Source organism: Pedobacter sp. HMWF019 (assembly GCF_003061025.1).
Taxonomy (GTDB): domain Bacteria; phylum Bacteroidota; class Bacteroidia; order Sphingobacteriales; family Sphingobacteriaceae; genus Pedobacter.
On the sequence record NZ_QAIL01000232.1, the window covers coordinates 1 to 21234 of the forward strand.

The following is a 21234-nucleotide window of genomic DNA, read 5'->3' on the forward strand; positions in this document are numbered from 1 at the left end:
CTTTTTAGGTTAACTCTAATCTAAATATTTTTTAGCTGATCTGCGAATTTTATTTAAATTCTTACTGTTACAACGAAATCAGCATCAGATGTATTCCAGGTTTCACAAAAAATTATCTGCTTCTCTGTATGCCTGAATTAAACGCATCTCCCCCTCTTTTCCTTTTAAGGACAATCCATGTTCCATTCCCATGATACCTTTATATTCCTTTTGATAAAGATGCTTAAATATATTTTTGTAATTAATTTCGCCGGTACCTGGTTCTTTTCTTCCAGGATTATCTCCTATTTGTATATAGGCGATCTCCTCCCAGCAGCGGTCCAGATTAACAATTAAATCTCCTTCATTCCGTTGCATATGGTAAATATCAAAAAGGATTTTACAAGAGGGGCTGTTGACCGCTTTACAGACACTATAAGTCTCATGCGTATGCTGCAGAAACAGTTCTGGGGTATCGCTTAATGTTTCCAGTACCATAATCAAACCATGTGGTTCAAAGATTTCTGCGCCTGCCCTCATGGCATCTACCACATTTGACATTTGAATTCCATAGGGTAGTTTACGTTCATAAAATCCAGGTACAACAGTAAGCCATTTGGCATTACATCGTTTTGCGGCTTCCACAGCACGCCGGCAGGTTTCTTCAAAATGACTTTTGAACTCTTTTTTACCCGTAGTTAACGAGATCTTCCAATTATCACCTCCATCTAAGACAAATACCCCCATTCGCATGCCCAGCTTCGCCAACAGGTCTCCAATTTGAGATTGTTCTGCTTCTGAGCGTCCTAGAAAACCATTATCTTCTATCGATCTGAATCCCATATCGTATAAATACCTGATCTGATCTAAAAACTTATTTCCAGCATTTTGCGCAAACATGCCCTCGTGAGGCGCATAATCAAGATTAAAAGTTTTACCCGATGCGTGAGGATATCTGGACAAATCTATTGGATTTGCAACTGCATTTACAGCAGAGCCGGTTAAAAGTGTACCTGTTGCAATTGCACTATTTTTTAAAAACTCCGTTCTGTTCATATTAAACCTATCTGTTGAATTAATTTATGATCAATTTTTTAAAACCTTTCGTCAAAGTATCTGCTATTGCCCCGTCTTTACGTTGATAAATGATATAAGCTTCCATATTCTTTCTCGCAGAAACAAATGCAAGGGCTTCCTTAAGTCCCATAGCCATAATCGCATTATCATAACCATCTGCCGTCAGTGCATCTTTTGCAAAAATAGTAACACTGATGAGTTCAGTATTCAATGGATAACCTGTTTTGGGATTGACCAGATGAGAGACCTTTTTATTGCCTGATTTAATAAATTTCCTATAATTACCCGAGGTAGTTACAGCGCCTTCAGAAAAACTAATTACATGCCTGATTTGAGGTTCAGATACACCATCCGGTGCGGGCCCTTCGATACCGATCTTCATAGCAGTACCATCTGGTTTACGTCCTTTCAATCTGATCTCTCCACCTATTTCTACCATATAACAATGTATTCCCTTGTTTTCAAGGTAATCAGCAACTACATCCACGCTGTATCCTTGTGCTATCCCATTCAAATCCAAATGCACGCCTGGCCTGCTTTTTAAAAGTCTGTTGCCTTTAAGGTCCAGGTAACCCATTCCAACATTTTTCAGCAATGCTGTAATCTCTGAAGAGTCGGGGAAAATACTTATTGGTTTTGGACCAAAACCCCATGCCTGGACCAAGGGAGCTACTGTTACATCAAATTTACCTTGGGTATCTTTAAAAATCTCGAAGGATTTTCTAATCACCGCCAAAAAATGAGGATCCAGGCTTACTCCATTTTCTGAAGAGTTAAACTTGCTGATCAGTGAATAGGGTTTATACAGGGACATTGACGAGTCTATCTTTATTAAAATACTATCTACCCCCTCTTTTGCAATTAGAGCAGAGTCTGCAAAATATTTAATAGAATAATCGGTACCCTGTGCATACCCATGTAAACTATAAAGTTGCTGCTCTTTTTTTGTAAATAGAAAAGAGAGCAGCAAGGGTAGAAATAACAGGATTATTTTATGAAGATAAACCACGGTATACCTTTAGATTACTTTAGTTTTTCCAGGCGTGGCAACCGGGTACAGGCCATTTGCATCCGGCAGAACTCTTGGATTCGCTGTCCAGCTTAGTTGTTCAGGAAACAAGCTGTTGTCTGCTTTTAAAGCTTCGTCCCATTTAATGCTTTGACCTGAATAGGTAGCGTACCTTCCTATAATTGCTGTGAAACAGCTTTTTGCCGCGCGTTCCGCATCATTAAACTTGTATTCGCCTTTTGAAATTGCAGCAAATAGCTCATCATGTTCTGTCTGATAGGGGTTTTTATTTCCTTTTGTCGGATGACTAAAGATTTCCTTACCTGTGTGGTCCCATAATATACCGTGGTTACCAGCAGATAAGTAAGTGCGACCTTTGGTACCTTGAAAAGATTCGTCGACCCGGTTTTCAGTCCCCTCGAAATGGCGGCATTGACTATAGATCACGGCACCATCAGCATAGGTCAGTTCTACGGCATGGTTATCATATATTTCACCATAGTCTTTTCCAGTTCTCCATGCCCTGCTTCCAGTTCCTTGAACAAGAACCGGGTAAGAGCCTTTTATCCAGTTGGCAATATCAATATTGTGCACGTGTTGTTCTACAATATGATCTCCACACAACCAGTTAAAATAGTACCAGTTACGCATCTGATACTCCATTTCACTTTGCTGAGGCTGGCGTTTTTTCACCCATACCCCGCCACTGTTCCAGTATACCTGTCCGCTGTAAATATCACCTATTGCACCATCTTGTATGCGCTTCATGGTTTCTCTGTAATTGGCCTGATATCTGCGTTGCAAACCTACCACAACATTTAGTTTTTTTTGTTTCGCAACCTCAGCTGCAGCCAATACCCTTCGTATTCCTGGGGCATCAACAGCTACGGGCTTTTCCATGAACACATGTTTTCCTTGTTTAACCGCTTCTTCAAAATGGCCTGGTCGGAATCCTGGGGGAGTAACCAACAAAACAACATCGGCTAAAGCAATTGCTTTCTGATAGGCATCAAAACCGACAAAACGTCTTTCCACCGGCACATCTACCTTGTCTTTAAATTTTTCAAAAAGCACTTTATAACTGTTGTCTATCCTGTCCTGAAAGGCATCGGCCATAGCCACAAGTTTGAGGTTCGCTGTTGTGCTTAAAGCTTGAAATGCAGCGCCCGTACCACGATCGCCACAACCAATTAAAGCAATTTTTATGGTATCATCCACAGATGAATGCCCACCTGCAAAAGCAAATTGGTTCAATAAAACGCCTCCGGCCAGCAGTGCCGAGGCTTTAATAAATTCGCGGCGTTTATCGCCAAGTTCTTCATTGTTCATAGTCGTTTTGGTTTTATATGTGGGTTTAGTGTATTAAATTCAATAATCTGCAATTACGGGGCGATCATAATAAGCATCTATTTCTGCCTTTGAGGGGGGTACAACTGGCCTGACCAATCTCATTCCTATAAAGGGTGCCTCGGGAAACCACCAATTGCTTTTAGGAATTTGAGGATCCAGCTGCTTCCAGGCAGGATCTGAGGCTGTTCTTGCTGCAGATCGTAAACGTTCTGCCGTATCGTCGTAAGAGCCGCCACGGATAACATGTGCATATAACTTAGAGGGAACAGCTACGGGATTTTCTACCGGATTCTCTTTCATATCTTTGTAAAAGTCTGGAAGATACTGATCAAAAGTCCACTCTCCTACATTTCCATACAAGTCATAAATCCCCCATTTATTGGGCTTCTTCGTGCCAACGGGATGAGTTTTTCCACCACTATTTTCCTTAAACCAGGCGTAATCGCCAAGTGCTTTATCGTCATCGCCAAAGGCGTATTCTGTTAAGCTTCCGGCCCGGCAGGCATATTCCCATTCTGCTTCTGTTGGTAAGCGATAAAAAACACCTGTTCTTGCATATAACCACTTGCAATACTGTATAGCATTGTATTGTGTCATAGCCAGTGCAGGATGCTTTTCTTTCCCCATGCCAAAAGTCATATCCAGATAGGGTTTAGTGGGTCTGGTTACGGCATCCACATCCGGTGGCACCGGAGCCGTACTATGAGAAACTTCATAATCTTTATAAAGAAAGGGTTCATATAAGTCCCAGGTGAGTTCAAATGCAGACATCCAGAAGGCCTGCAATTTCACTTTATGCACAGGTTGTTCATCTGGATTTCCTTTTTTACTGCCCATCACAAAGGTACCGGCAGGTACAGGCTGCATATTGAACGATAGCTTTGTACCATCAATTTTTTGCACATAAGGTGTATTGATATCCTGTGAAAAGGACTGGAAATTGCTAGCAAGCAACAGCAATGGGAATAGCGTTTTTAATTTCATTGTTTAATTATATGGATGGATGGAATAGGTTAGGATACTTAGGAAATACTTTCCTTAATCAGACCATACAGATCTGCTGCTCCCCCATCAAAACGAGCCCCATTTACAAAAAAACTTGGTGTACCGTTTACGCCACTACGTGCTCCACTTTCGAAATCATCTTCTACTTTCTGAGCCAATTCTGGTTGTCTGATATCGGATTGGAAGATATCTATGTCTAAACCAACCTGTTCTGCAAACCGGATTAAATTAGGCTGATTCAGTAAATTTTGGTTTGCATACATTAGGTCATGCATTTCCCAATACTTGCCCTGTTTAGCTGCTGCTTCTGCGGCCAATGCAGCATCAAAAGCATATTCATGCGCATCTCTAAGCGGAAAGTTTCTAAAAGTAAAAGAAATCGCTTCCCCAAATTGGTCCATAATTTCTTCAACTATAGGTTCTTCAGCTCCACAGTAAGGGCATTGAAAGTCTCCAAACTCTACAATCTCCAGTTGCGCTTTTTTTGAACCCCTGGTATGATCGGCACCATGAACTGGCGGTTTTAACTGTCCTGACATATTTGGTTATTTATTTTACACAAGTTAAATAAATAACCTTCACAGATGCAAATTCTTTCAATTATTCCTTTAAGGAAGGATCAACATTTATGGCAAGTCTATTCATGATCAATTGTCTTTTAACCTTAGTAAGGCTTCAAGATAATAATAATCGGCATAAACCAGAGGAACATCGATCTCTTCTCCATGCGGAAAGCTTCCGGTACAGTGTTTGATCAAAAAGTCATTGTTCGTTCCAGGTTTTGCCATATAAACGGAAGAACTTAAAGAATTCAGCATCTGAACCGCATTCAGTTTATATCCTTCACCTTTTTTTCCGGCATATTTGCTGAGTTCAAGCAATGCAGAACTCACAATTGCTGCAGCGGAGGCATCTCTGGGAACAACTTTATATGCAGAAGGATCATATTTCCAATCCGGGTGAAAACCATTTTCATTAACATTAAAATCCCAATAAGGAATTTTGTCTTCAGGAAAATTTTTATTCTTCAGATAGAAATCAGCCAGATGTATTGCCGTTTTTAAAAACTTTGGATCTTTTGTTTCCCGATAAACCATAGTAAAGCCATAAATAGCCCAGGCCTGCCCTCTTGCCCAGGTAGAATTATCGGAATAGCCCTGACAGGTTTGACGATTCAGGACCTTACCACTCAGCGTATCGTAATTGACCACATGATAAGTACTGTAATCTGGTCTGATATGATCTCTCATTGTATTCTCTGCATGCTTAATTGCAATATTCCTGTAAGTCCGGTCGCCGGTAACTCTGGATGCAAAGAACAAGAGCTCCAGGTTCATCATGTTATCTATAATCACCGGATAATGCCACATAGTCTTCCCGTCCCAGGACAATCGGGAATTCCAGGATTCTATACTGCCAATTTTCGGATTATATCTTTTACAAAGAGATTTTGCAGACTGTATCAGTACATCTTTGTAGTTTTCATTCCCAGTTAATCGGTATGCATTTCCATAACTGCAGTACATCATAAAACCAAGATCATGGTTACTGGTATTGAATTTATTCTTCTCCAGGGATTCCGTCCATTTGATCGACTGTTTTTTCCACACCGTATCTTTTGTATATTCATATACATACCACAAATCACCCGGCCAGAACCCACCTGTCCAATCCCAGATATTTACGTATCTTAAAGATCCGTCTTTAGCAGTGGTGCGGGGATACATACTCAAATCTGGTGAATTTTCAAGCATATGATGATATTGTTGCTGTGCGAGGTTAAAACCTGTTTTGATCAAATTCTGATTTCTTTGCTGAGATAGAACGGGTCTGGCAAATACAAAGCAAGCGATAAACAGTATAATTTTAGTTAAAGCAGTTAAATTCATACGCTATTATTTCAAATTCCAGATACAATTGTCGTTGATTTCTGTTCCTTCCGATATCGCTTTTACAGTGATGCTGTTCTGGCCCTTTTTAAGCCTGACCTCCGGCCATACAATAGTATTCAGATCATTTTTAACACCGGTTCCCAGCAGTTGACCATTAAGCCAAAGCTTTACATTTGCAACATTTGTAAATACCTTTACTGAGGTTAAAGCCTGGTGGCGCATCTTATTTCTACGTTCAGCGATATACAGCATTGGCTCAGGGTTCCAATTCACTTTATAAAAATAGAAGGCATCTTTTTTGGTCTTTCTGTCATAACTAACCAGGCCTTTATCATTAATCCCATTTTCATCGCCCTCTGTGCGAATAGAAGAGCCAAAATCAGCCAATACCCATATGAACTTTCCCCATATAAAGGGCCTGTCTTTCAATTCGGACCAATATTTTTCATGGAAGGCTGTTTGCCATTCTTCAGGATGGAATTTCCCTTTTGCCTCCGGTGGAGTCCGTTTTTCTGTATGCTTAAAAGGGCTTGCCCCTGCTCCATATTCACTAACTGCGATCGGTTTTGCTGGTAGTTCTTTATGAACTTGATCTGCCCAAGTTCCGATTTCTTCAAATTTCCCACCGTACCATCCAAAATATTTGTTCCAGGCCATCAGATCCGTTAAACCGGTAAAATAATTGGTCTCCAGATTAGAAGCCAGTGTGGTCAAACGATCAGGATCTTCCTTTTTCGCCAGTTCATTTAAAGATTTAATAAAAGGCTCAGGATCGTCATAGTTAAAATTAAGCTCATTAAACAATCCCCAGAAACAGATGGAAGGATGGTTATAATTTTGACGGATGAGTTCAATCAGTGTTTGCTTAATGTTATTTTCCAGCTCAGTGCTTTTCACGTAACCTGTACCTGTATAACCGCCCGGCCCAACAAATGGAATTTCAGACCACAATACAATTCCATTACGGTCGCAGAGATCATAAAAATGTTGGCTATGCGGATAATGCGTAAGCCTAACAGCCGTGGCACCTAATTCTTTAATCAGTTCCATATCACGTTCCTGGTCCGTGTCACTTAAGGCAGATCCTTTTCCGGATAGGTCCTCGTGCCTTCCAACACCATATAAATCCAGATACCTGCCATTCAAAAAGAAGCCTTTATCGGGGTCAACGCTAAAATAGCGCAGTCCCATTGGCTGCACCACCTGATCAATAACATTTCCATCATGTAACAATTCTACTTTAACCTGGTACAAATAAGGATTTGCTTTAGCATTCCATAAATGTGGTTTATCGATAGTTAAAGATTGTTTAAAATCCTGGCCCTCTAAAGCTGTAATTTCGGAAGTTGCTGTTTTTACCGGCTGTTTTTCCTGATTATAAACTGTTGTCCTCAGTCTTAGATCCTTTCGGTTGGTCAAAGACAGTTTGGTTAAAATTTCTACTTCGGCCAGCTGTTCTGTTACTTTCTTTTGTCTGATATATATACCGGGAGAACCATAATCCAGGGGGCTGATACAATTACGCTCTGTGACCAGCAGAGAAACTGGCCGATGTATTCCTCCATAGCTGTTAAAATCTCCATGTAAAGGTATCACATCAAGTCTGTAAGCATTACTGACTTGAACGGTAATCAAGTTGTCTCCAGGTTTCACATCATTTGTGATCTCTACACTAAAAGCTGTATATCCACCCCGATGCTCCGCGATCATTTTATGGTTAACAAAGACATTTGCGACATTATTTACACCTTCAAAATGAAGAAATAGCCGTTTATTTGCCCATTCCTGGGACACATGAAGTGCATTTTCGTAAATAGCCGATGTCCTTTTATAATCTGCAATGCCTTGCAATACTTCTTTCGCATTCCAGGTATGCGGCAAACTAACCTGCTCTTTTTTAACGCCCTGTTCAAAGTTATAGGCAAAATAGAATTGCCAGCCGGTATTTAATGGAATCATTTGCCTGGCCTCTTCCTTTTTTGAAAGGGATCTGGCCATGCTGGAATTGAAATGAAATAGTAGCAGGATTGTAGCGGTAATAATGTTCTTATATCGCATTCTTTTATATTAGAAAGGTCTTAGTTTTTTAGATTTAATGATTTTAAGAACATCCATGGATATTCATTAAAATTCTTATTGGATACTGAATTAGATTTGGCCTCTGTAACCTGTAACAGATTGCTTTTTCCTTTTATATTGCCTTTAAACACGTTGTTTTTCCAGGTGACAGCGTGATATTGTTCTGTTGATTTAGTAAACATTCCGATAACTCCTACCCGATACAGGAAAAGATTATCTTCAAAAACGATATCCTTTGGGATTCCATGCTCAATATCTATCAGTTCCATTTTAAATGGTTCGGTACTCTGGTTATAAAATATATTTCCAGACACATGTGTATGATCGGTAACCAAGGCGAAATTGAACAAGCGCCTACGGTTATTTCCATCATTTACACTTAGGTTATTCCGTATAATGCTATTCGTAGTCATCCGGCTTTTCTCATCGATCGCATCTGAAATGACCAACATAAACCCTCCTTCATTATCATGACTATAATTATTCTGGATGATCGTATTGTTACAGTTCCCGTCGATATCAAAAGACTGCCCGTCATTGGCCCAATTAACATTTTTAGTAAAAGCAACTTCATTGTACTGGATGATCGTATGATCACTACTATGTGGCCATATTCCCACGGCATTGTCCTTTGCCCGTGTTCTGATGTAAAAGAGTTTATTTCGCTCCACCAATGCACCATCAAAAGCTTTGATCACAATACCATCACCTCCGATATCTTCAAGTGTACAGCCTCTGATCACCAGGTTCTTATTCGGGAACCAATTGTTTCTAAAAGCAAATGTACCATTGCCTCTAATGCCGTTGCGGTCCACGCGAAGTAATTTACAATTTTCTATAATCAGATTTTCAATGTTACTTGGCTTAGGGCCTCTGCAATCCCAGAAGATACCATTTCCCTCTTTGCTTCCTTTCTTGTTATCCCCGTTGATGTCATGAACATATAACCCGGACAGCCGGATATTAGAAATCGTACCCGTATCTTCCGAAAGGATACGGACCCCAACGGGGCCCGTATGCTGTTCTTGAACAGAAGTGTCTGTATTCGAGACATCAAAAAATTCAAATAAAAGATTACTGATATTTTTCAGCAATACGGCATCCTGAAATTTGCCATCAGCGGCAATAACCGGCAGAGCGCCTTTTCCGTATACACTGAAAGTCAGTAGTTTTTCTGCCGTTCCATTACCTTTTGGGGCAAGCTGTCCATGCCAGATGCCCCCCCGCTTGAACAAAACACGGTCTCCCGGCATGAATTTCACAGAATTCACCTTTTGCAACGATTTCCAGGCTTGTGTGTCTGATTGTCCGCTGAGTTCATCGTTGCCCTTTTCACTGTCCACATAATAGGTTGCTGCTTTTGAAACAATTGTCATGAAGCACATTAAACATATCAGTAAGCTTTTTTTCATCGTATTCATTTAATTTATCCAACCAGGATTTTGTTTCAAATTAGGGTTTCTTTCTATTTCTACAGATGGAATTGCCCAGTTGTATAAATAATCTCCTTTAAAAGAGTAAGCGTATACCACATTACCCCAAACTTGCTTCACTCCATTACCTGCGTAAAACACTTTATCCTTCCAGCTTTTCCAACGCATTTCATCAAAAAAATTAATGCCTTCATTCGGAAATTCTACACGTCTCTCATTACGTATGCGTTCTCTCAAATCTGCCTGACCAGTAACATATGTTGGTAATGCAGCATTTACATTCTGAAGTGGCAACGCCCCTGCCCTTGTTCTAACCTCATTTACTTTTCCAATTGCATCCGAAATTGCTCCCTGTTCATTAAGCGCCTCTGCCCACATTAATAACACATCAGCATACCTGATCAACGCAAAATCTGTCGGACCATAATCTCTGGCTGGTGTTTCACTGGTTCCTTCGTAAACATATTTTCTATAAAGATAATAAAATAAGCTCTGAGTATCAGTGCGTAAATCACCATTGGTCGCAGCCTCAGAACGATATGGCCATCTGGAAGTCACAACAGCATTTGCGCCGCTGAATACCCCTAAATAGGTAGAATAAGGCGTAATCACATTTGCTGCCAGGCGTGGATCCCTGTTGGCATAGGCTGCAAGAATACGAGCTTCATTTCCGGTTGGTAAATAAAGACTCATTTTAGCTCCTCTTTTGGTGGCAGCGGCAATTTCGGCATCTGTCAAGTTGTTTCTTAGAAAATAAACCTCGCGTTCTGCAACACTTAATGAAGAATAACCCGGTAATACCGTATCCCAGTTGAATTTAGAGCCATCTGCATTTTCATACAAATCAACCAGATTTGGTGAGACATGATAAGTATTCCAGCAAGAACCAAATGAAGAACGTGTACCGCAATAGAATTGTGTTGTAGAGCCAAATCCTGACACCCCTATATTCTGTATAGAAAAGATCATTTCAGCTGATTGCTCATTTGCTGTCTTAAATAAAGCAGAATAGTTAGGAAAAAGGGAATAACCAACATCTTTAACTTTCTGAAAATCAGCCGATGCCAGATCCCATTTCTGTGTATACATATATGCTTTACCACGCAAAGCGTAAGCTGCTCCTTTAGTGATGTGACCATACGATGCATTTCCAGCCAAATAACGATCGGGAAGATTTACTTCGGAAATCACATCATTTAGATCGCTGATGACCTGCGCCCAAACTTCTGCTTCAGTATTTCTTGCCTTTGTAGCCTGATCAGCTGTGAAGGGTTCTGTGTAGATCGGCACTCCTTTATATAGCTGATTTAACCTTAAATAGAAATAAGCCCTTAAAAATTTAGCTTCGGCGACATATCGTGCTTTTTTTGCAGCCACAGAAGGAGATTTCAAAGGGATGTTTTTAATCGCATCATTTGCCCTTTGAATTCCCTCGTATAAGTTCTGCCAATGCGAACTAAAATAGCCATTACCTGGTGTAACAGTCCCTGTCATTACAGCTTCAGCTCCAGAGGTTTGCCCCGTAAATCCCAATGCATCCATTTGATAGAGTTCAAGACCCGAAGCTCCACCTGATGCCATTCCATAGCGAAGAAGTGCATAAACTCCTGTAATTCCCTGGTCGGTTAAATTATCCGTAGTCCACATCGTCTCTGAAGCAATCTGTGAGTATGGCTTTGTTTCTAATAAATCTTTTTTACAACCGGTAAGTGTACAGATTGCAACTATAATGGTTAAAATCTTTTTCATTTTTTTTCCTTAATAAATTAAAAAGTAACATTTAGTCCTAAAGAATACTGCCTCATCGTAGGATAACCAACCCCTGACCCTATCTCTGGATCTAGCCCCGGATATTTGGTTATGGTAAACAAATTCTCTCCGGAAACATACAATCTTAATTTACTCATTGCCGCTCTTTTCGAAATTCTTTCCGGCAAAGTATAACCGATCTGTAAATTCTTCAGCTTAAGATAAGAAGCATTATATAAATAAAAATCGCTGGCAACCCCTGCATTCTGAACATCAGTTGTATTTTTCAGTCGAGGGTATTTTGCTGAAATGCGGTTTGCCGGATCGGCTGGGTTCGCATCATTATAATAGTAATGATCGTTTGCAATTAATGTGCTTACGGCATTGCCCAAAGATACGATAGAGTTGTTGTAACCAGTTGCATTCCAATAGTACCACATGCCTGCACTTCCTGACCACAACATAGATAGGTCAATATTTTTATATGACATGTTCATGCTGAACCCATAATTATATCGCGGTGTTGAAGATTTATTAAGGAATTTGGCATCAAATGAATTACCATATATTCCATCTCCGTTATTGTCTGCATAAATTAAATCGCCATAATAGATTTTCGTTTTACCAACACCTCCGCCAGGTTGAAAACTATATCCGGCAGCAATCATAGCATTTAGCCAATTCATGTCTTCGGGCGTACGAATCATTCCATCTTTTGGCCCTCCGTTAAGATTTACCTTTCCATCTGTAAAATAGCTTCCATTACCCTTGTAAGTCGTTTGCAGGTAATATTCATTCATCTCATGTCCCTCTAGGATACGGGTTGTAGTGCCGCTGGAGACCTTTCCTATATTTGAAGTATAAACCTGATTTCCTGTTGCATCTGTAGTATAACCAGCTAGGAATGTTCCATTATAAGTATTGACACGATTAAAGTTATAGGAAAAATTACCGGATACATTATATTTTAACTCTCCAACCTGTCCATGGTATCCTACTGTAACTTCTACGCCTTTGTTAGACGCTGCAGCAATATTTTGGGTTGCGGCTGTCGCTGTACCAACAGTTAGGGGAATGGTTGGTGTATACAGTATCCCATCAGTGGATTTCTTGTACAAATCAATCTCAAAATTCATAGCACCTTTAAAAAGATTACCATCCAAACCGATATTTGTTGTTGTTGTGGCTTCCCATTTCAAATTTCTATTGGCAAATTTGGTTGATATTAAACCAGTAGTTTGAATGCCATTATAGGAATAATTGGTGGTACCGTATAAAGCTTGATAATCATAATTTCCTTTAGATGCATCTGTATTCATTACATTATTACCTGTTTTACCCCAGGAAAACCTTAGTTTCAGATTATCAATCTTGTCTTTCAAGCCAAGCATAAAAGGTTCTTCAGAAATTCTCCATCCGGCAGAAAATGCAGGAAAGAATCCCCAACGATTATCAGGTGAGAATTTTGATGATCCGTCATATCTAAATACACCTTCCAATAAATAACGACTTTTATAGGCATAGTTTAAACGACCGAAGTAAGAACGCAATGCATAATCATATTCATCCCCAGAAGCAGAAGTTAAGGTGGTTGCCGAATTTAAAGTGGTGATGCTCTCATCAATTAATCCTTTTTTGGCAGCCCCAAAATTGTAGTAGTCGTAGCGATACTGATTATAACCTGCAAGTACACTTAAATCATGATCCCTGGCTATTGTGGTCCGGTAATTCAATATATTATCAATTGAATAAGAATAGTTTTTATTGAAGCCATAATTTGTGCTCAACTGATCTGGTGTTGTTGCTGCTGATTTTAAAGTATTAGTGGCAAAATTCCAACGCTCATTGGTGATAGAATGCGTGTTGAACTCTTCAAAACGCGTTTGATAATTAAACCGTGTTTCAAAGTTCAAACCTTTCAGGATATCAAATCTTGCGAAAACAGTCGTGTTAATCCTGGTTTCAGAATCGGCCCCGCCTGTACTATATAGATAAGAGCTGATATTATTTGCAGTTGATGACTCTTCTGCCGCCGCAGGAAAGCCATATTTACCATTATATACTGGATAAACCCCAGGAGTAGTCTGACGCAAAAAGTTAAACGCATTATCTGTACTCGCCAGTCCAAAAGTTTGGTATGAGCCAAAAGTTTGTGTACCAACAGTTAAGAATTTCGCAACTTTAGATTGCAGATTAATCCTTAGATTATACTTATCAGAGCCTGTGTTGGCCATTGTACCAGGATTGTTCAGGTAAAGAGCTGACAATAAATACTGCGTGTTTTCCGTTCCGCCATTTAAGGCCAGATTGTGTTGCTGAACAATATTGTTTTCAAAAATCACCTTACCCCAGTCTGTATTCGGATAGGCGATATTGTTCGGGATTCCCTGGGCAGTTAACCCATTTGGATCTGCATTGGCGGCCGCCCATTGGGCTATTGTTGCATCCGTATAGATTGGATTCTGGCCTAAATTACGATATCCTTCATTGACCAATTGCATATGAGTGATGTAGTCCGAAACAAAGGTTGGCAGATTCGCTGGCTTTGCGATGGAAGCCAGTCCGCTGTAAGTTACATTCACTTTACCTTTAGTACCTTTTTTAGTTGTGATCAAAATGACACCATTTGCGGCAAGGGAACCGTAGATTGATGCTGCAGCGGCATCTTTAAGAATGGATATACTCTCAACATCATTTGGATTAACAGCATCCATACTGCCCACTATCCCATCGACAATAATCAGTGCATTATTATTGTTCAATGTACCTGTACCACGGATCCGGATGGTTGCCTGATCACCACCTGGCTTACCCGAACTTTGACGTACAAAAACGCCAGAGCTTAACCCACCTAAAGAAGACGACAAGTTGGTTGTTGGCCTGTTTTCTATAGATTTAGAATCAATTGTAGATACAGAACCGGTTAGGTTCACTTTCTTTTGGGTTCCGTATCCTACTACTACAACTTCATCAAGGCCCTTTGAGTCTGTATTTAAAGTAACAGAAATCTGCTCCTTTCCGGACACATCAACTTCCTGAGGCTCATAACCAATATTCTTGATAATGAGAACCTGGCTGCTGCCCTTCAATCTAATCTTAAAATTTCCTTTTGCATCAGTTATTGTTGCGTTAGAAGGCATGCCTTTTTCCGTAATGCCCGCACCTGGCAGTGGCCCATCTTTATCGTTAATCTTGCCACTAATGAGTTTGTTCTGGGCACCGGCAATTCCAGGCAAAAGGAAAATTGCGGCGCAAATGATCAATAGTATTCTTTTCATAAAAAACACGTTTTCAGGATTATACCTGTTTGGTTAGTATTGGTTAATTGGTTTGGTTGTTGGTTACAGCCTTAGAGGAAGGCTAGATTAGATTTAAGTAGGTTTTTATCATACACGTTTTGATTTGGGTTTCATTTTGTTTTGGGTAACAAAATCTATTTCTTTGATTAAGCGTAAAGTTGAAGGGAAGCAGAAAAAAAAAGGGATGAAAATCATAACTAAATGGGATGAAAATCATGCTTAACTCCTCAAAACGCCTTACAAATCGTATTTTTATGGTCACTTACCCGACTTTACCTGGGCAGGTAACCAAATATTTCACAGACAAACCAAATGAAAAGAATTGTTTTTCTGAGTCTGTTCCTATTCCTGCATAACTATTGCAGGAGTCAGGAACTTCGGTTCAATCAACTGATGACTAAAAACGGCCTCTCACAAAACTCCATATTTGCAATAACTCAGGATTACCGGGGATTTATGTGGTATGGTTCCAGATTTGGATTAAACAGATATGACGGGCACAGGTTCTTATTATACAAAAGCATAGCCACGGATTCCAATACATTGTCTGATGATTACATACTTTCTATCTGTAGTGACGCCCAGCATACTTTATGGGTTGGAACCTCCAACGGGTTAAATAAGTTTAACCCGATCACCAACTCCTTTAAAAGGATCTATATTCCTGACACAAAGAAAAACACAGGCACGAACGCCATTACAACGATCTATGAAGACAAAGAGAGAAGACTTTGGATAGGAACTTATAAAGGATTGTATTTGCTCACCAACAAGAAGCTGACGATATTTAGTCCTGCAGCTTCCCTCGGCCTGCGTCACCCCCTTCTAAACAATGAAATCTTAAGTATATTTGAAGACCATGAAGGTTCTTTTTGGATAGGGACCAATAAAGGGTTACTTTGTTTTAGAAAACACCAGCGGGAGGCAACAGTCTATATAAAGTCCGGCCCCAATAGTATCAGTGACAATGCAGTAACAGCCATTGCAGAAGACAATGACAAAAATCTTTGGTTTGGAACTGAAACAGGTGGTTTAAATCTAATCAACAAATCTTCTCCGGGCTTTAAAACATTCCGCCATGCAGATGGCCTCAATACAGGTCCGATACACAATGCCATACGAAAAATTATAAAAACGAAATCCGGAGAACTTTGGATTGGCACTCAAGAGGGCTTAAGCATCCTTAACCCCAGAAGCAAGACCTTCACATCCTACCAGCACAGAAAAGCGAATGCTCAAAGTTTAAACCAGAATTCTATTTACAGCATTTACGAAGATCGCAACGGTTCGATATGGATAGGAACCTATTATGGAGGGATAAATGTTAAATATGCATATGCAACTCGTTTTAAAACCTGGCAATATGATGAAAAATCTCCAGGTTTAAATCATAATGTCATCAGCTCAATTATCGGTGACAAAAATAACAATTTATGGATTGGAACTGAAGGTGGCGGCTTGAATTACTTTACCAGTGCAACCAGAAAATTTTCTGCCTATAACTATAATTACATGGACACCACAAGTTTAGGATCAAATTTGGTAAAGGTATTGTATCGGGACAAAAGTGATAACCTTTGGATAGGTACACATGGCGCAGACCTCAATCTTTTCAATCCTGCTCATAACAATTTTAAGCATTTTATAACACAGGAACCCAACACCAGAACAACAAGAGCTGAGATTGTTGCTATTCTTGAAGACCATAACCGGGATTTATGGGTTGGTAGTCAAACTGGTCTGAAGGTCTATAAAAAGACCGGATCATCACTTCATTCCGCCGCGCTGATTCCAGAATTAAGAAGCCTCGAAAATAAAAATGTTAAAGTCCTTTTTGAAGACAGCAAATACAATCTCTGGATAGCCACCACAACTGGCTTATACCTTTATACGCAAAAGCCCTCTCTTCTTCGGTATTTTAAACTTATGCAGGGAAGTAACAGTGTAAACAATAATGCCAACTATATCAACTGCATCCAGGAAGATTCTAAAGGAAATATATGGATTGGCCTCTACTATGGCGGTCTTTGTAAATATGATGTACAAAAGAAGTCGCTAACAGAAACCTTTACGACAAAAGATGGTCTCCCGAATAACAATGTTGTTGGAATTTTAGAAGATGATCATCACCAACTATGGATCAGTACTTCCAACGGACTTTCTAAATTCAATCCCAGTCAAAACACTTTCCAGACCTATACCACAAGTGACGGCCTGGCGGGTGATGAATTCAACTACAATTCCTTTTTCAAGGCTACCAATGGCATTATGTACTTTGGTGGGTTTAATGGCTTGACTTATTTCCATCCAGACGAAATAGGAAAAAACAACTATGTTACACCTGTAATTTTTACCGGCTTGAAACTTTTTAATGTTCCCGTTGTCATCAACTCAAAAGATCACTTGTTAAATCAGGATCTGGGATTTACAAAAAAGCTGACATTCCATTATGACCAAAATGTTTTTACCATAGAATTCTCTCTACTCAATTACATTAAGTCTGGCAAAAACAAGTATGCCTATAAACTGGAAGGCATTAACAATGATTGGATAGAGAGTCATACGCCCTCTGCTACTTACACAAATTTACCCTCCGGAGTCTATACACTTTTGGTTAAAGGTGCTAATAATGATGGAGTCTGGAGCAAACCAGTGGGCATGCAGATTGAAATCTTACCCCCGTTATGGAAAACTTGGTGGGCGTATTGTTTATATACTATATTATTAGGAATCATTGTATTTTTCATTACCAGGTTCTTCTACCTTAGAGGGTTATTACTAAAAGATGAAGAATTGCATCAGATTAAACTGAACTTTTTTACCAATGTATCGCATGAGATACGTACGCATCTTACACTCATCATGGCCCCGGTAGAAAAATTGATTGAAAATGAATCCCACGACCAAAGAATAATGAAACCTCTGATGAGTATCAAGTCGAATGCCAACCGCTTATTAAAACTGGTTAGCGAGCTTATGGATTTCAGAAAAGCGGAAACCAAACATTTAAAACTTAAGGTAGCTCCGTATGATCTAATTGAATTTTTAACTGAGATCTGCGGCTCATTCTATATTCTTTCCTCAAAAAAGAATATAGAATTCTCATTTGAACATGACAACGGGCCTGTTATTATGTATTTTGACAAAGTACAAATGGAAAAGGTATTTTTCAATTTGCTCTCTAATGCCTTTAAATTTACACTTGAAGGAGGAAAAATAACGATTAGTCTCCAGCAAAAAAAAGATCAGGTACAGGTCAGCATTATCGATACAGGAAGCGGCATTGCACCTCAGTATCTGGAGCAGTTGTTTGTCAACTATTTCCAGGTGGATGACCATAGCATACAGAATACAGGTTATGGAATCGGTTTGGCACTGGCAAAAACCATTACTGAGCTACACAACGGTACAATTGAAGTGACCAGTAAACCAGCTACATCAGATCAACCAGGAAATACGTGTTTTAATATCACTTTATTGAATGGCTATGCACATTTTCCAAAAAATTACCTGACAAATCCACCAGGAGAAACTAACTTTAGTCTCTCTGTTCCAGAAGAAAATCAATCTGATGGTCATTCAGATTTTATTCTCCAGCTACGGGACAATAAAAGGTTCAAGGTACTGATTGTGGAAGATAACCCGGAATTGCAGCAACTGATTGGCGGATCTCTTAATCAAAGTTATCATATCCTGTTCTCCGGTAATGGACTGGAAGGCTGGAATACAGCGATTGAAGAAATTCCAGACCTGATTATCAGTGATGTCATGATGCCCGAAATGGACGGTTTTACCCTTTGTGAACATTTGAAAAACGATGAAAGGACTAACCACATTCCGGTTATCCTGCTAACGGCCAAAGGTGAGCAAACTGATCAGATCAGCGGCCTGACTTTGGGGGCAGACATCTATTTGACCAAGCCATTTAGTACAAAGATCTTACAATTGCATGTACGCAACTTACTACAGGCCAGAGAAAATATCCGGTTGAAATATAGTAAAGGCTTTATTCCAGAACCTAATAATCTGAATATAAGCAACGTAGATGAACAATTTATTTCCAAACTTGTTCTTATTATTGAAAACCATATGGAAGATGAAAATTTCGGAATAGAATTTCTGGCAGAGAAAATTGGCATGAGTCTACCGGTACTCTATAAAAAACTCAAAGCCATCACCGGCTTGTCTGTGAATGATTTTTCAAAATCTATACGTCTCAAAAAAGCAGCACAGCTACTGCTTCAAAAAAGATATACGGTATATGAAATTGGTTACATGGTTGGCTTTTCAGACCGCAAATACTTTAGCAAAGAATTCAAGAGACAATTCGGAAAAACGCCAACAGATTATATCAAATGATGAAATACCTCCCTAAATGTTTAGGATTTTACCCCGTCCAAGTAAACTATTTCTAATAGTTTTGACTTCATCCTTCGCTCACTCAGGTCAGGGTTGGTAAAGTTACTTTGGTTAGTAATGTTTACATGGCACAGCTACTATTGCTGTGTCATGTATTAATTCAATCAAAATCTGAAGATCTGACCAATAATGACTTTTAGTCAACAGATATTTCTGGTAATATGAATAAATTTGTAGGCTTTCAAAGCTCAGATTTTAAAAATCATGTATAAAAACCTATTTCTTTCCGTTCTCTTATTTTGGAGCTTTCAACCTGTCTTTGCTCAAAAAGACTGGAAACTCAATAAAGAAAAAGAAAACATTAAGATTTATACAGGGAATATTGCCAACTCAAAGATTAAAGCAATTAAAGTAGAATGTGAATTTGATGCAAGAGCCTCTGAGATCGTTGCATTACTACTTGATGTAGAATCCGCTCCTGATTGGATCTATCATACTAAATCCTGTAAATTGGTTAAACGTGTGTCTCCTTCTGAGCTTTATTATTATTCTGAAGTAAGTGTACCCTGGCCAGTGGAAAACAGGGATTTTGTAGCACATCTGACCGTTAGTCAAAATCAACATACTAAAGTAATAACCATTGACGGCCCTGCGGTAAGTGGGCATGTACCTATAAAAAAAGGCGTGGTCAGAATAAATAACTCTACAGGAAAATGGATAATTATACCAGAATCAGATCATCACATCCGTGTAGAGTATACCCTGCATGTAGATCCGGGAGGTGCTCTACCAAGCTGGTTGGTGAATCTTTTTGCAACAGAAGGTCCACTTCATATTTTCAGAGAGCTCAAAGTTCAGTTGCAAAAGCCTGTATATAAAAATGCCCAGTTTGCTTTTATTAAAGACTAGAAAGGGCACCATTATAGACTGAACCAAAAATTATACCTTAGCTCCATTATGGCTTTTGTTTTTTCTTGGTTTGAGCTAAGGCCGGTTGGGCTGTTTTTTTTGCTTTGCGTTTTATTGGTAGTTTCATCGTTATAGGACGGCCTTTTGGTTTGCTGATCAGGCCTGATTCTCCTTCAGATTCATAAGCACGCTGCCAGGCTATAATTGCTGAGTCACTTGATATATTAAACCGAACACAGACCGCTCGTAAAGATAATAATTCCTTGTCTATAGCTTTTAAAACCGATAGTTTAAAACTTGAAGTATATTGCTGCATCGATCTTGGTTCCAATCCTTGCTTGCCGCAGGCCTCATAAAAGCCTAACCATAATCGAAGGTTCGAATGCTCAATACCCTTTTCTAAGGCTATTGATTTTAATGATCCTTTGCCCTCCAATACAGCTTCTACGCACTGAAGCCGAAATTCATAATTGTACTTTTTTCTTTTAAACATAAAAATGCCCCCAATAAGTATCTAACTTTTTGGGGGCAGTGCAATATGGGGCTTTTTTTATATTTCTAACCTAAATGTGATCTAAGCATCCAGGCCATTTTTTCGTGGGTTTGAAGCAACCCAGTAATATAATCACTCGTGCCCTCATCATGAAACGCCTCACTGTAACCATCTATATTTTCACGTAAATGAATTAAAATGCTCTCGTGATCTTCCAATAATTCCTTGATAAAACTTGCGCTGTCATTTTTACCTTTTGACTCCTCAGTAAGGTGTGTTAAAGCTAAATACTCTTTTAAAGATGCTGGTGGAAAATGTCCTAAAGTTCTGATTCTTTCAGCCACATCATCCACAATTTGCTCCAGCTCTCCGTATTGAGCTTCAAAAAAGAGATGTTTACTATGGAAATCTGGCCCTACTACATTCCAATGCGCTTTTCGCGTTTTAGTGTAGAGTACAAATTCATCTGCAAGAATTTTACCAAGGGAATGCGCAACAGCTGCAAGATTTTCTTCTTTAATACCAATATTCGCTTTCATATTTTTAAATTAAAAATTAATAGATAACATTAAAATTGATGTATAACAATGTACCTATATCC

Annotated in this window: 14 protein-coding genes; 2 read left to right on the forward strand and 12 right to left on the reverse strand. The window is 39.3% G+C overall.

Annotated features, from left to right (window positions below; translation table 11 throughout):
• Positions 1-102 precede the first annotated feature (102 nt).
• The 10 genes from DBR11_RS13625 to DBR11_RS13670 all read right to left on the reverse strand — a co-directional run bounded on the left by DBR11_RS13625 (position 103) and on the right by DBR11_RS13670 (position 14851).
• On the reverse strand, positions 103-1035 hold the full coding sequence (locus DBR11_RS13625; RefSeq protein ID WP_108553219.1) for a hydroxypyruvate isomerase family protein: 933 nt from the start codon (positions 1033-1035) through the stop codon (positions 103-105).
• Positions 1036-1054: 19 nt separating this feature from the next.
• The gene (locus DBR11_RS13630) at positions 1055-2065 is read right to left on the reverse strand and encodes an FAD:protein FMN transferase (protein ID WP_108553220.1); all 1011 of its coding nucleotides are present in this window, start codon (positions 2063-2065) and stop codon (positions 1055-1057) included.
• Between the two features lie 9 nt (positions 2066-2074).
• Entirely contained in the window at positions 2075-3394 is a 1320-nt protein-coding gene (locus tag DBR11_RS13635; RefSeq protein WP_108553221.1) for a Gfo/Idh/MocA family protein, read from the reverse strand.
• A 39-nt stretch (positions 3395-3433) separates the two neighbouring features.
• Complete coding sequence (locus DBR11_RS13640) at positions 3434-4399, reverse strand: SUMF1/EgtB/PvdO family nonheme iron enzyme (RefSeq protein ID WP_108553222.1); 966 nt, start codon at positions 4397-4399, stop codon at positions 3434-3436.
• A 38-nt stretch (positions 4400-4437) separates the two neighbouring features.
• A complete protein-coding gene (locus DBR11_RS13645) occupies positions 4438-4959 on the reverse strand; it encodes a thioredoxin domain-containing protein (protein ID WP_108553223.1) in 522 nt (173 codons plus the stop codon).
• A gap of 108 nt (positions 4960-5067) precedes the next feature.
• The gene (locus DBR11_RS13650) at positions 5068-6309 is read right to left on the reverse strand and encodes a glycoside hydrolase family 88 protein (RefSeq protein WP_108553224.1); all 1242 of its coding nucleotides are present in this window, start codon (positions 6307-6309) and stop codon (positions 5068-5070) included.
• 6 nt (positions 6310-6315) lie between these two features.
• Positions 6316-8370 carry a glycoside hydrolase family 2 TIM barrel-domain containing protein gene (locus tag DBR11_RS13655; protein WP_199233837.1) on the reverse strand — a complete coding sequence of 685 codons (2055 nt, stop codon included), beginning with the start codon at positions 8368-8370 and terminating at the stop codon, positions 6316-6318.
• A gap of 20 nt (positions 8371-8390) precedes the next feature.
• The gene (locus tag DBR11_RS13660; protein WP_158275288.1) at positions 8391-9767 is read right to left on the reverse strand and encodes a right-handed parallel beta-helix repeat-containing protein; all 1377 of its coding nucleotides are present in this window, start codon (positions 9765-9767) and stop codon (positions 8391-8393) included.
• A gap of 45 nt (positions 9768-9812) precedes the next feature.
• The gene (locus DBR11_RS13665; protein ID WP_108553226.1) at positions 9813-11573 is read right to left on the reverse strand and encodes a RagB/SusD family nutrient uptake outer membrane protein; all 1761 of its coding nucleotides are present in this window, start codon (positions 11571-11573) and stop codon (positions 9813-9815) included.
• A 17-nt stretch (positions 11574-11590) separates the two neighbouring features.
• A complete protein-coding gene (locus tag DBR11_RS13670; RefSeq protein WP_108553227.1) occupies positions 11591-14851 on the reverse strand; it encodes a TonB-dependent receptor in 3261 nt (1086 codons plus the stop codon).
• 333 nt (positions 14852-15184) lie between these two features.
• On the opposite strand from DBR11_RS13670, the gene DBR11_RS13675 reads away from it, so the two are divergent.
• The gene (locus tag DBR11_RS13675; RefSeq protein WP_108553228.1) at positions 15185-19231 is read left to right on the forward strand and encodes a hybrid sensor histidine kinase/response regulator transcription factor; all 4047 of its coding nucleotides are present in this window, start codon (positions 15185-15187) and stop codon (positions 19229-19231) included.
• A gap of 264 nt (positions 19232-19495) precedes the next feature.
• Positions 19496-20140, forward strand: a complete 645-nt coding sequence (locus tag DBR11_RS13680) for an START domain-containing protein (RefSeq protein WP_108553229.1) — start codon at positions 19496-19498, stop codon at positions 20138-20140.
• A 46-nt stretch (positions 20141-20186) separates the two neighbouring features.
• Here DBR11_RS13680 and DBR11_RS13685 read toward each other — a convergent pair whose 3' ends face one another.
• Positions 20187-20633, reverse strand: a complete 447-nt coding sequence (locus tag DBR11_RS13685; protein ID WP_108553230.1) for a helix-turn-helix domain-containing protein — start codon at positions 20631-20633, stop codon at positions 20187-20189.
• A gap of 65 nt (positions 20634-20698) precedes the next feature.
• The gene (locus DBR11_RS13690) at positions 20699-21172 is read right to left on the reverse strand and encodes a Dps family protein (protein ID WP_108553231.1); all 474 of its coding nucleotides are present in this window, start codon (positions 21170-21172) and stop codon (positions 20699-20701) included.
• Positions 21173-21234 lie beyond the last annotated feature (62 nt).

What these genes read in the sequence shown, in the direction of transcription:
- DBR11_RS13625 (WP_108553219.1), bottom strand. Translation starts at nt 1,035, where the DNA reads ATGAACAGAACGGAGTTTTTAAAAAATAGTGCAATTGCAACAGGTACA.
- DBR11_RS13635 (WP_108553221.1), bottom strand. Translation starts at nt 3,394, where the DNA reads ATGAACAATGAAGAACTTGGCGATAAACGCCGCGAATTTATTAAAGCC.
- DBR11_RS13640 (WP_108553222.1), bottom strand. Translation starts at nt 4,399, where the DNA reads ATGAAATTAAAAACGCTATTCCCATTGCTGTTGCTTGCTAGCAATTTC.
- DBR11_RS13645 (WP_108553223.1), bottom strand. Translation starts at nt 4,959, where the DNA reads ATGTCAGGACAGTTAAAACCGCCAGTTCATGGTGCCGATCATACCAGG.
- DBR11_RS13650 (WP_108553224.1), bottom strand. Translation starts at nt 6,309, where the DNA reads ATGAATTTAACTGCTTTAACTAAAATTATACTGTTTATCGCTTGCTTT.
- DBR11_RS13655 (WP_199233837.1), bottom strand. Translation starts at nt 8,370, where the DNA reads ATGCGATATAAGAACATTATTACCGCTACAATCCTGCTACTATTTCAT.
- DBR11_RS13660 (WP_158275288.1), bottom strand. Translation starts at nt 9,767, where the DNA reads ATGACAATTGTTTCAAAAGCAGCAACCTATTATGTGGACAGTGAAAAG.
- DBR11_RS13665 (WP_108553226.1), bottom strand. Translation starts at nt 11,573, where the DNA reads ATGAAAAAGATTTTAACCATTATAGTTGCAATCTGTACACTTACCGGT.
- DBR11_RS13670 (WP_108553227.1), bottom strand. Translation starts at nt 14,851, where the DNA reads ATGAAAAGAATACTATTGATCATTTGCGCCGCAATTTTCCTTTTGCCT.
- DBR11_RS13675 (WP_108553228.1), top strand. Translation starts at nt 15,185, where the DNA reads ATGAAAAGAATTGTTTTTCTGAGTCTGTTCCTATTCCTGCATAACTAT.
- DBR11_RS13680 (WP_108553229.1), top strand. Translation starts at nt 19,496, where the DNA reads ATGTATAAAAACCTATTTCTTTCCGTTCTCTTATTTTGGAGCTTTCAA.
- DBR11_RS13685 (WP_108553230.1), bottom strand. Translation starts at nt 20,633, where the DNA reads ATGTTTAAAAGAAAAAAGTACAATTATGAATTTCGGCTTCAGTGCGTA.
- DBR11_RS13690 (WP_108553231.1), bottom strand. Translation starts at nt 21,172, where the DNA reads ATGAAAGCGAATATTGGTATTAAAGAAGAAAATCTTGCAGCTGTTGCG.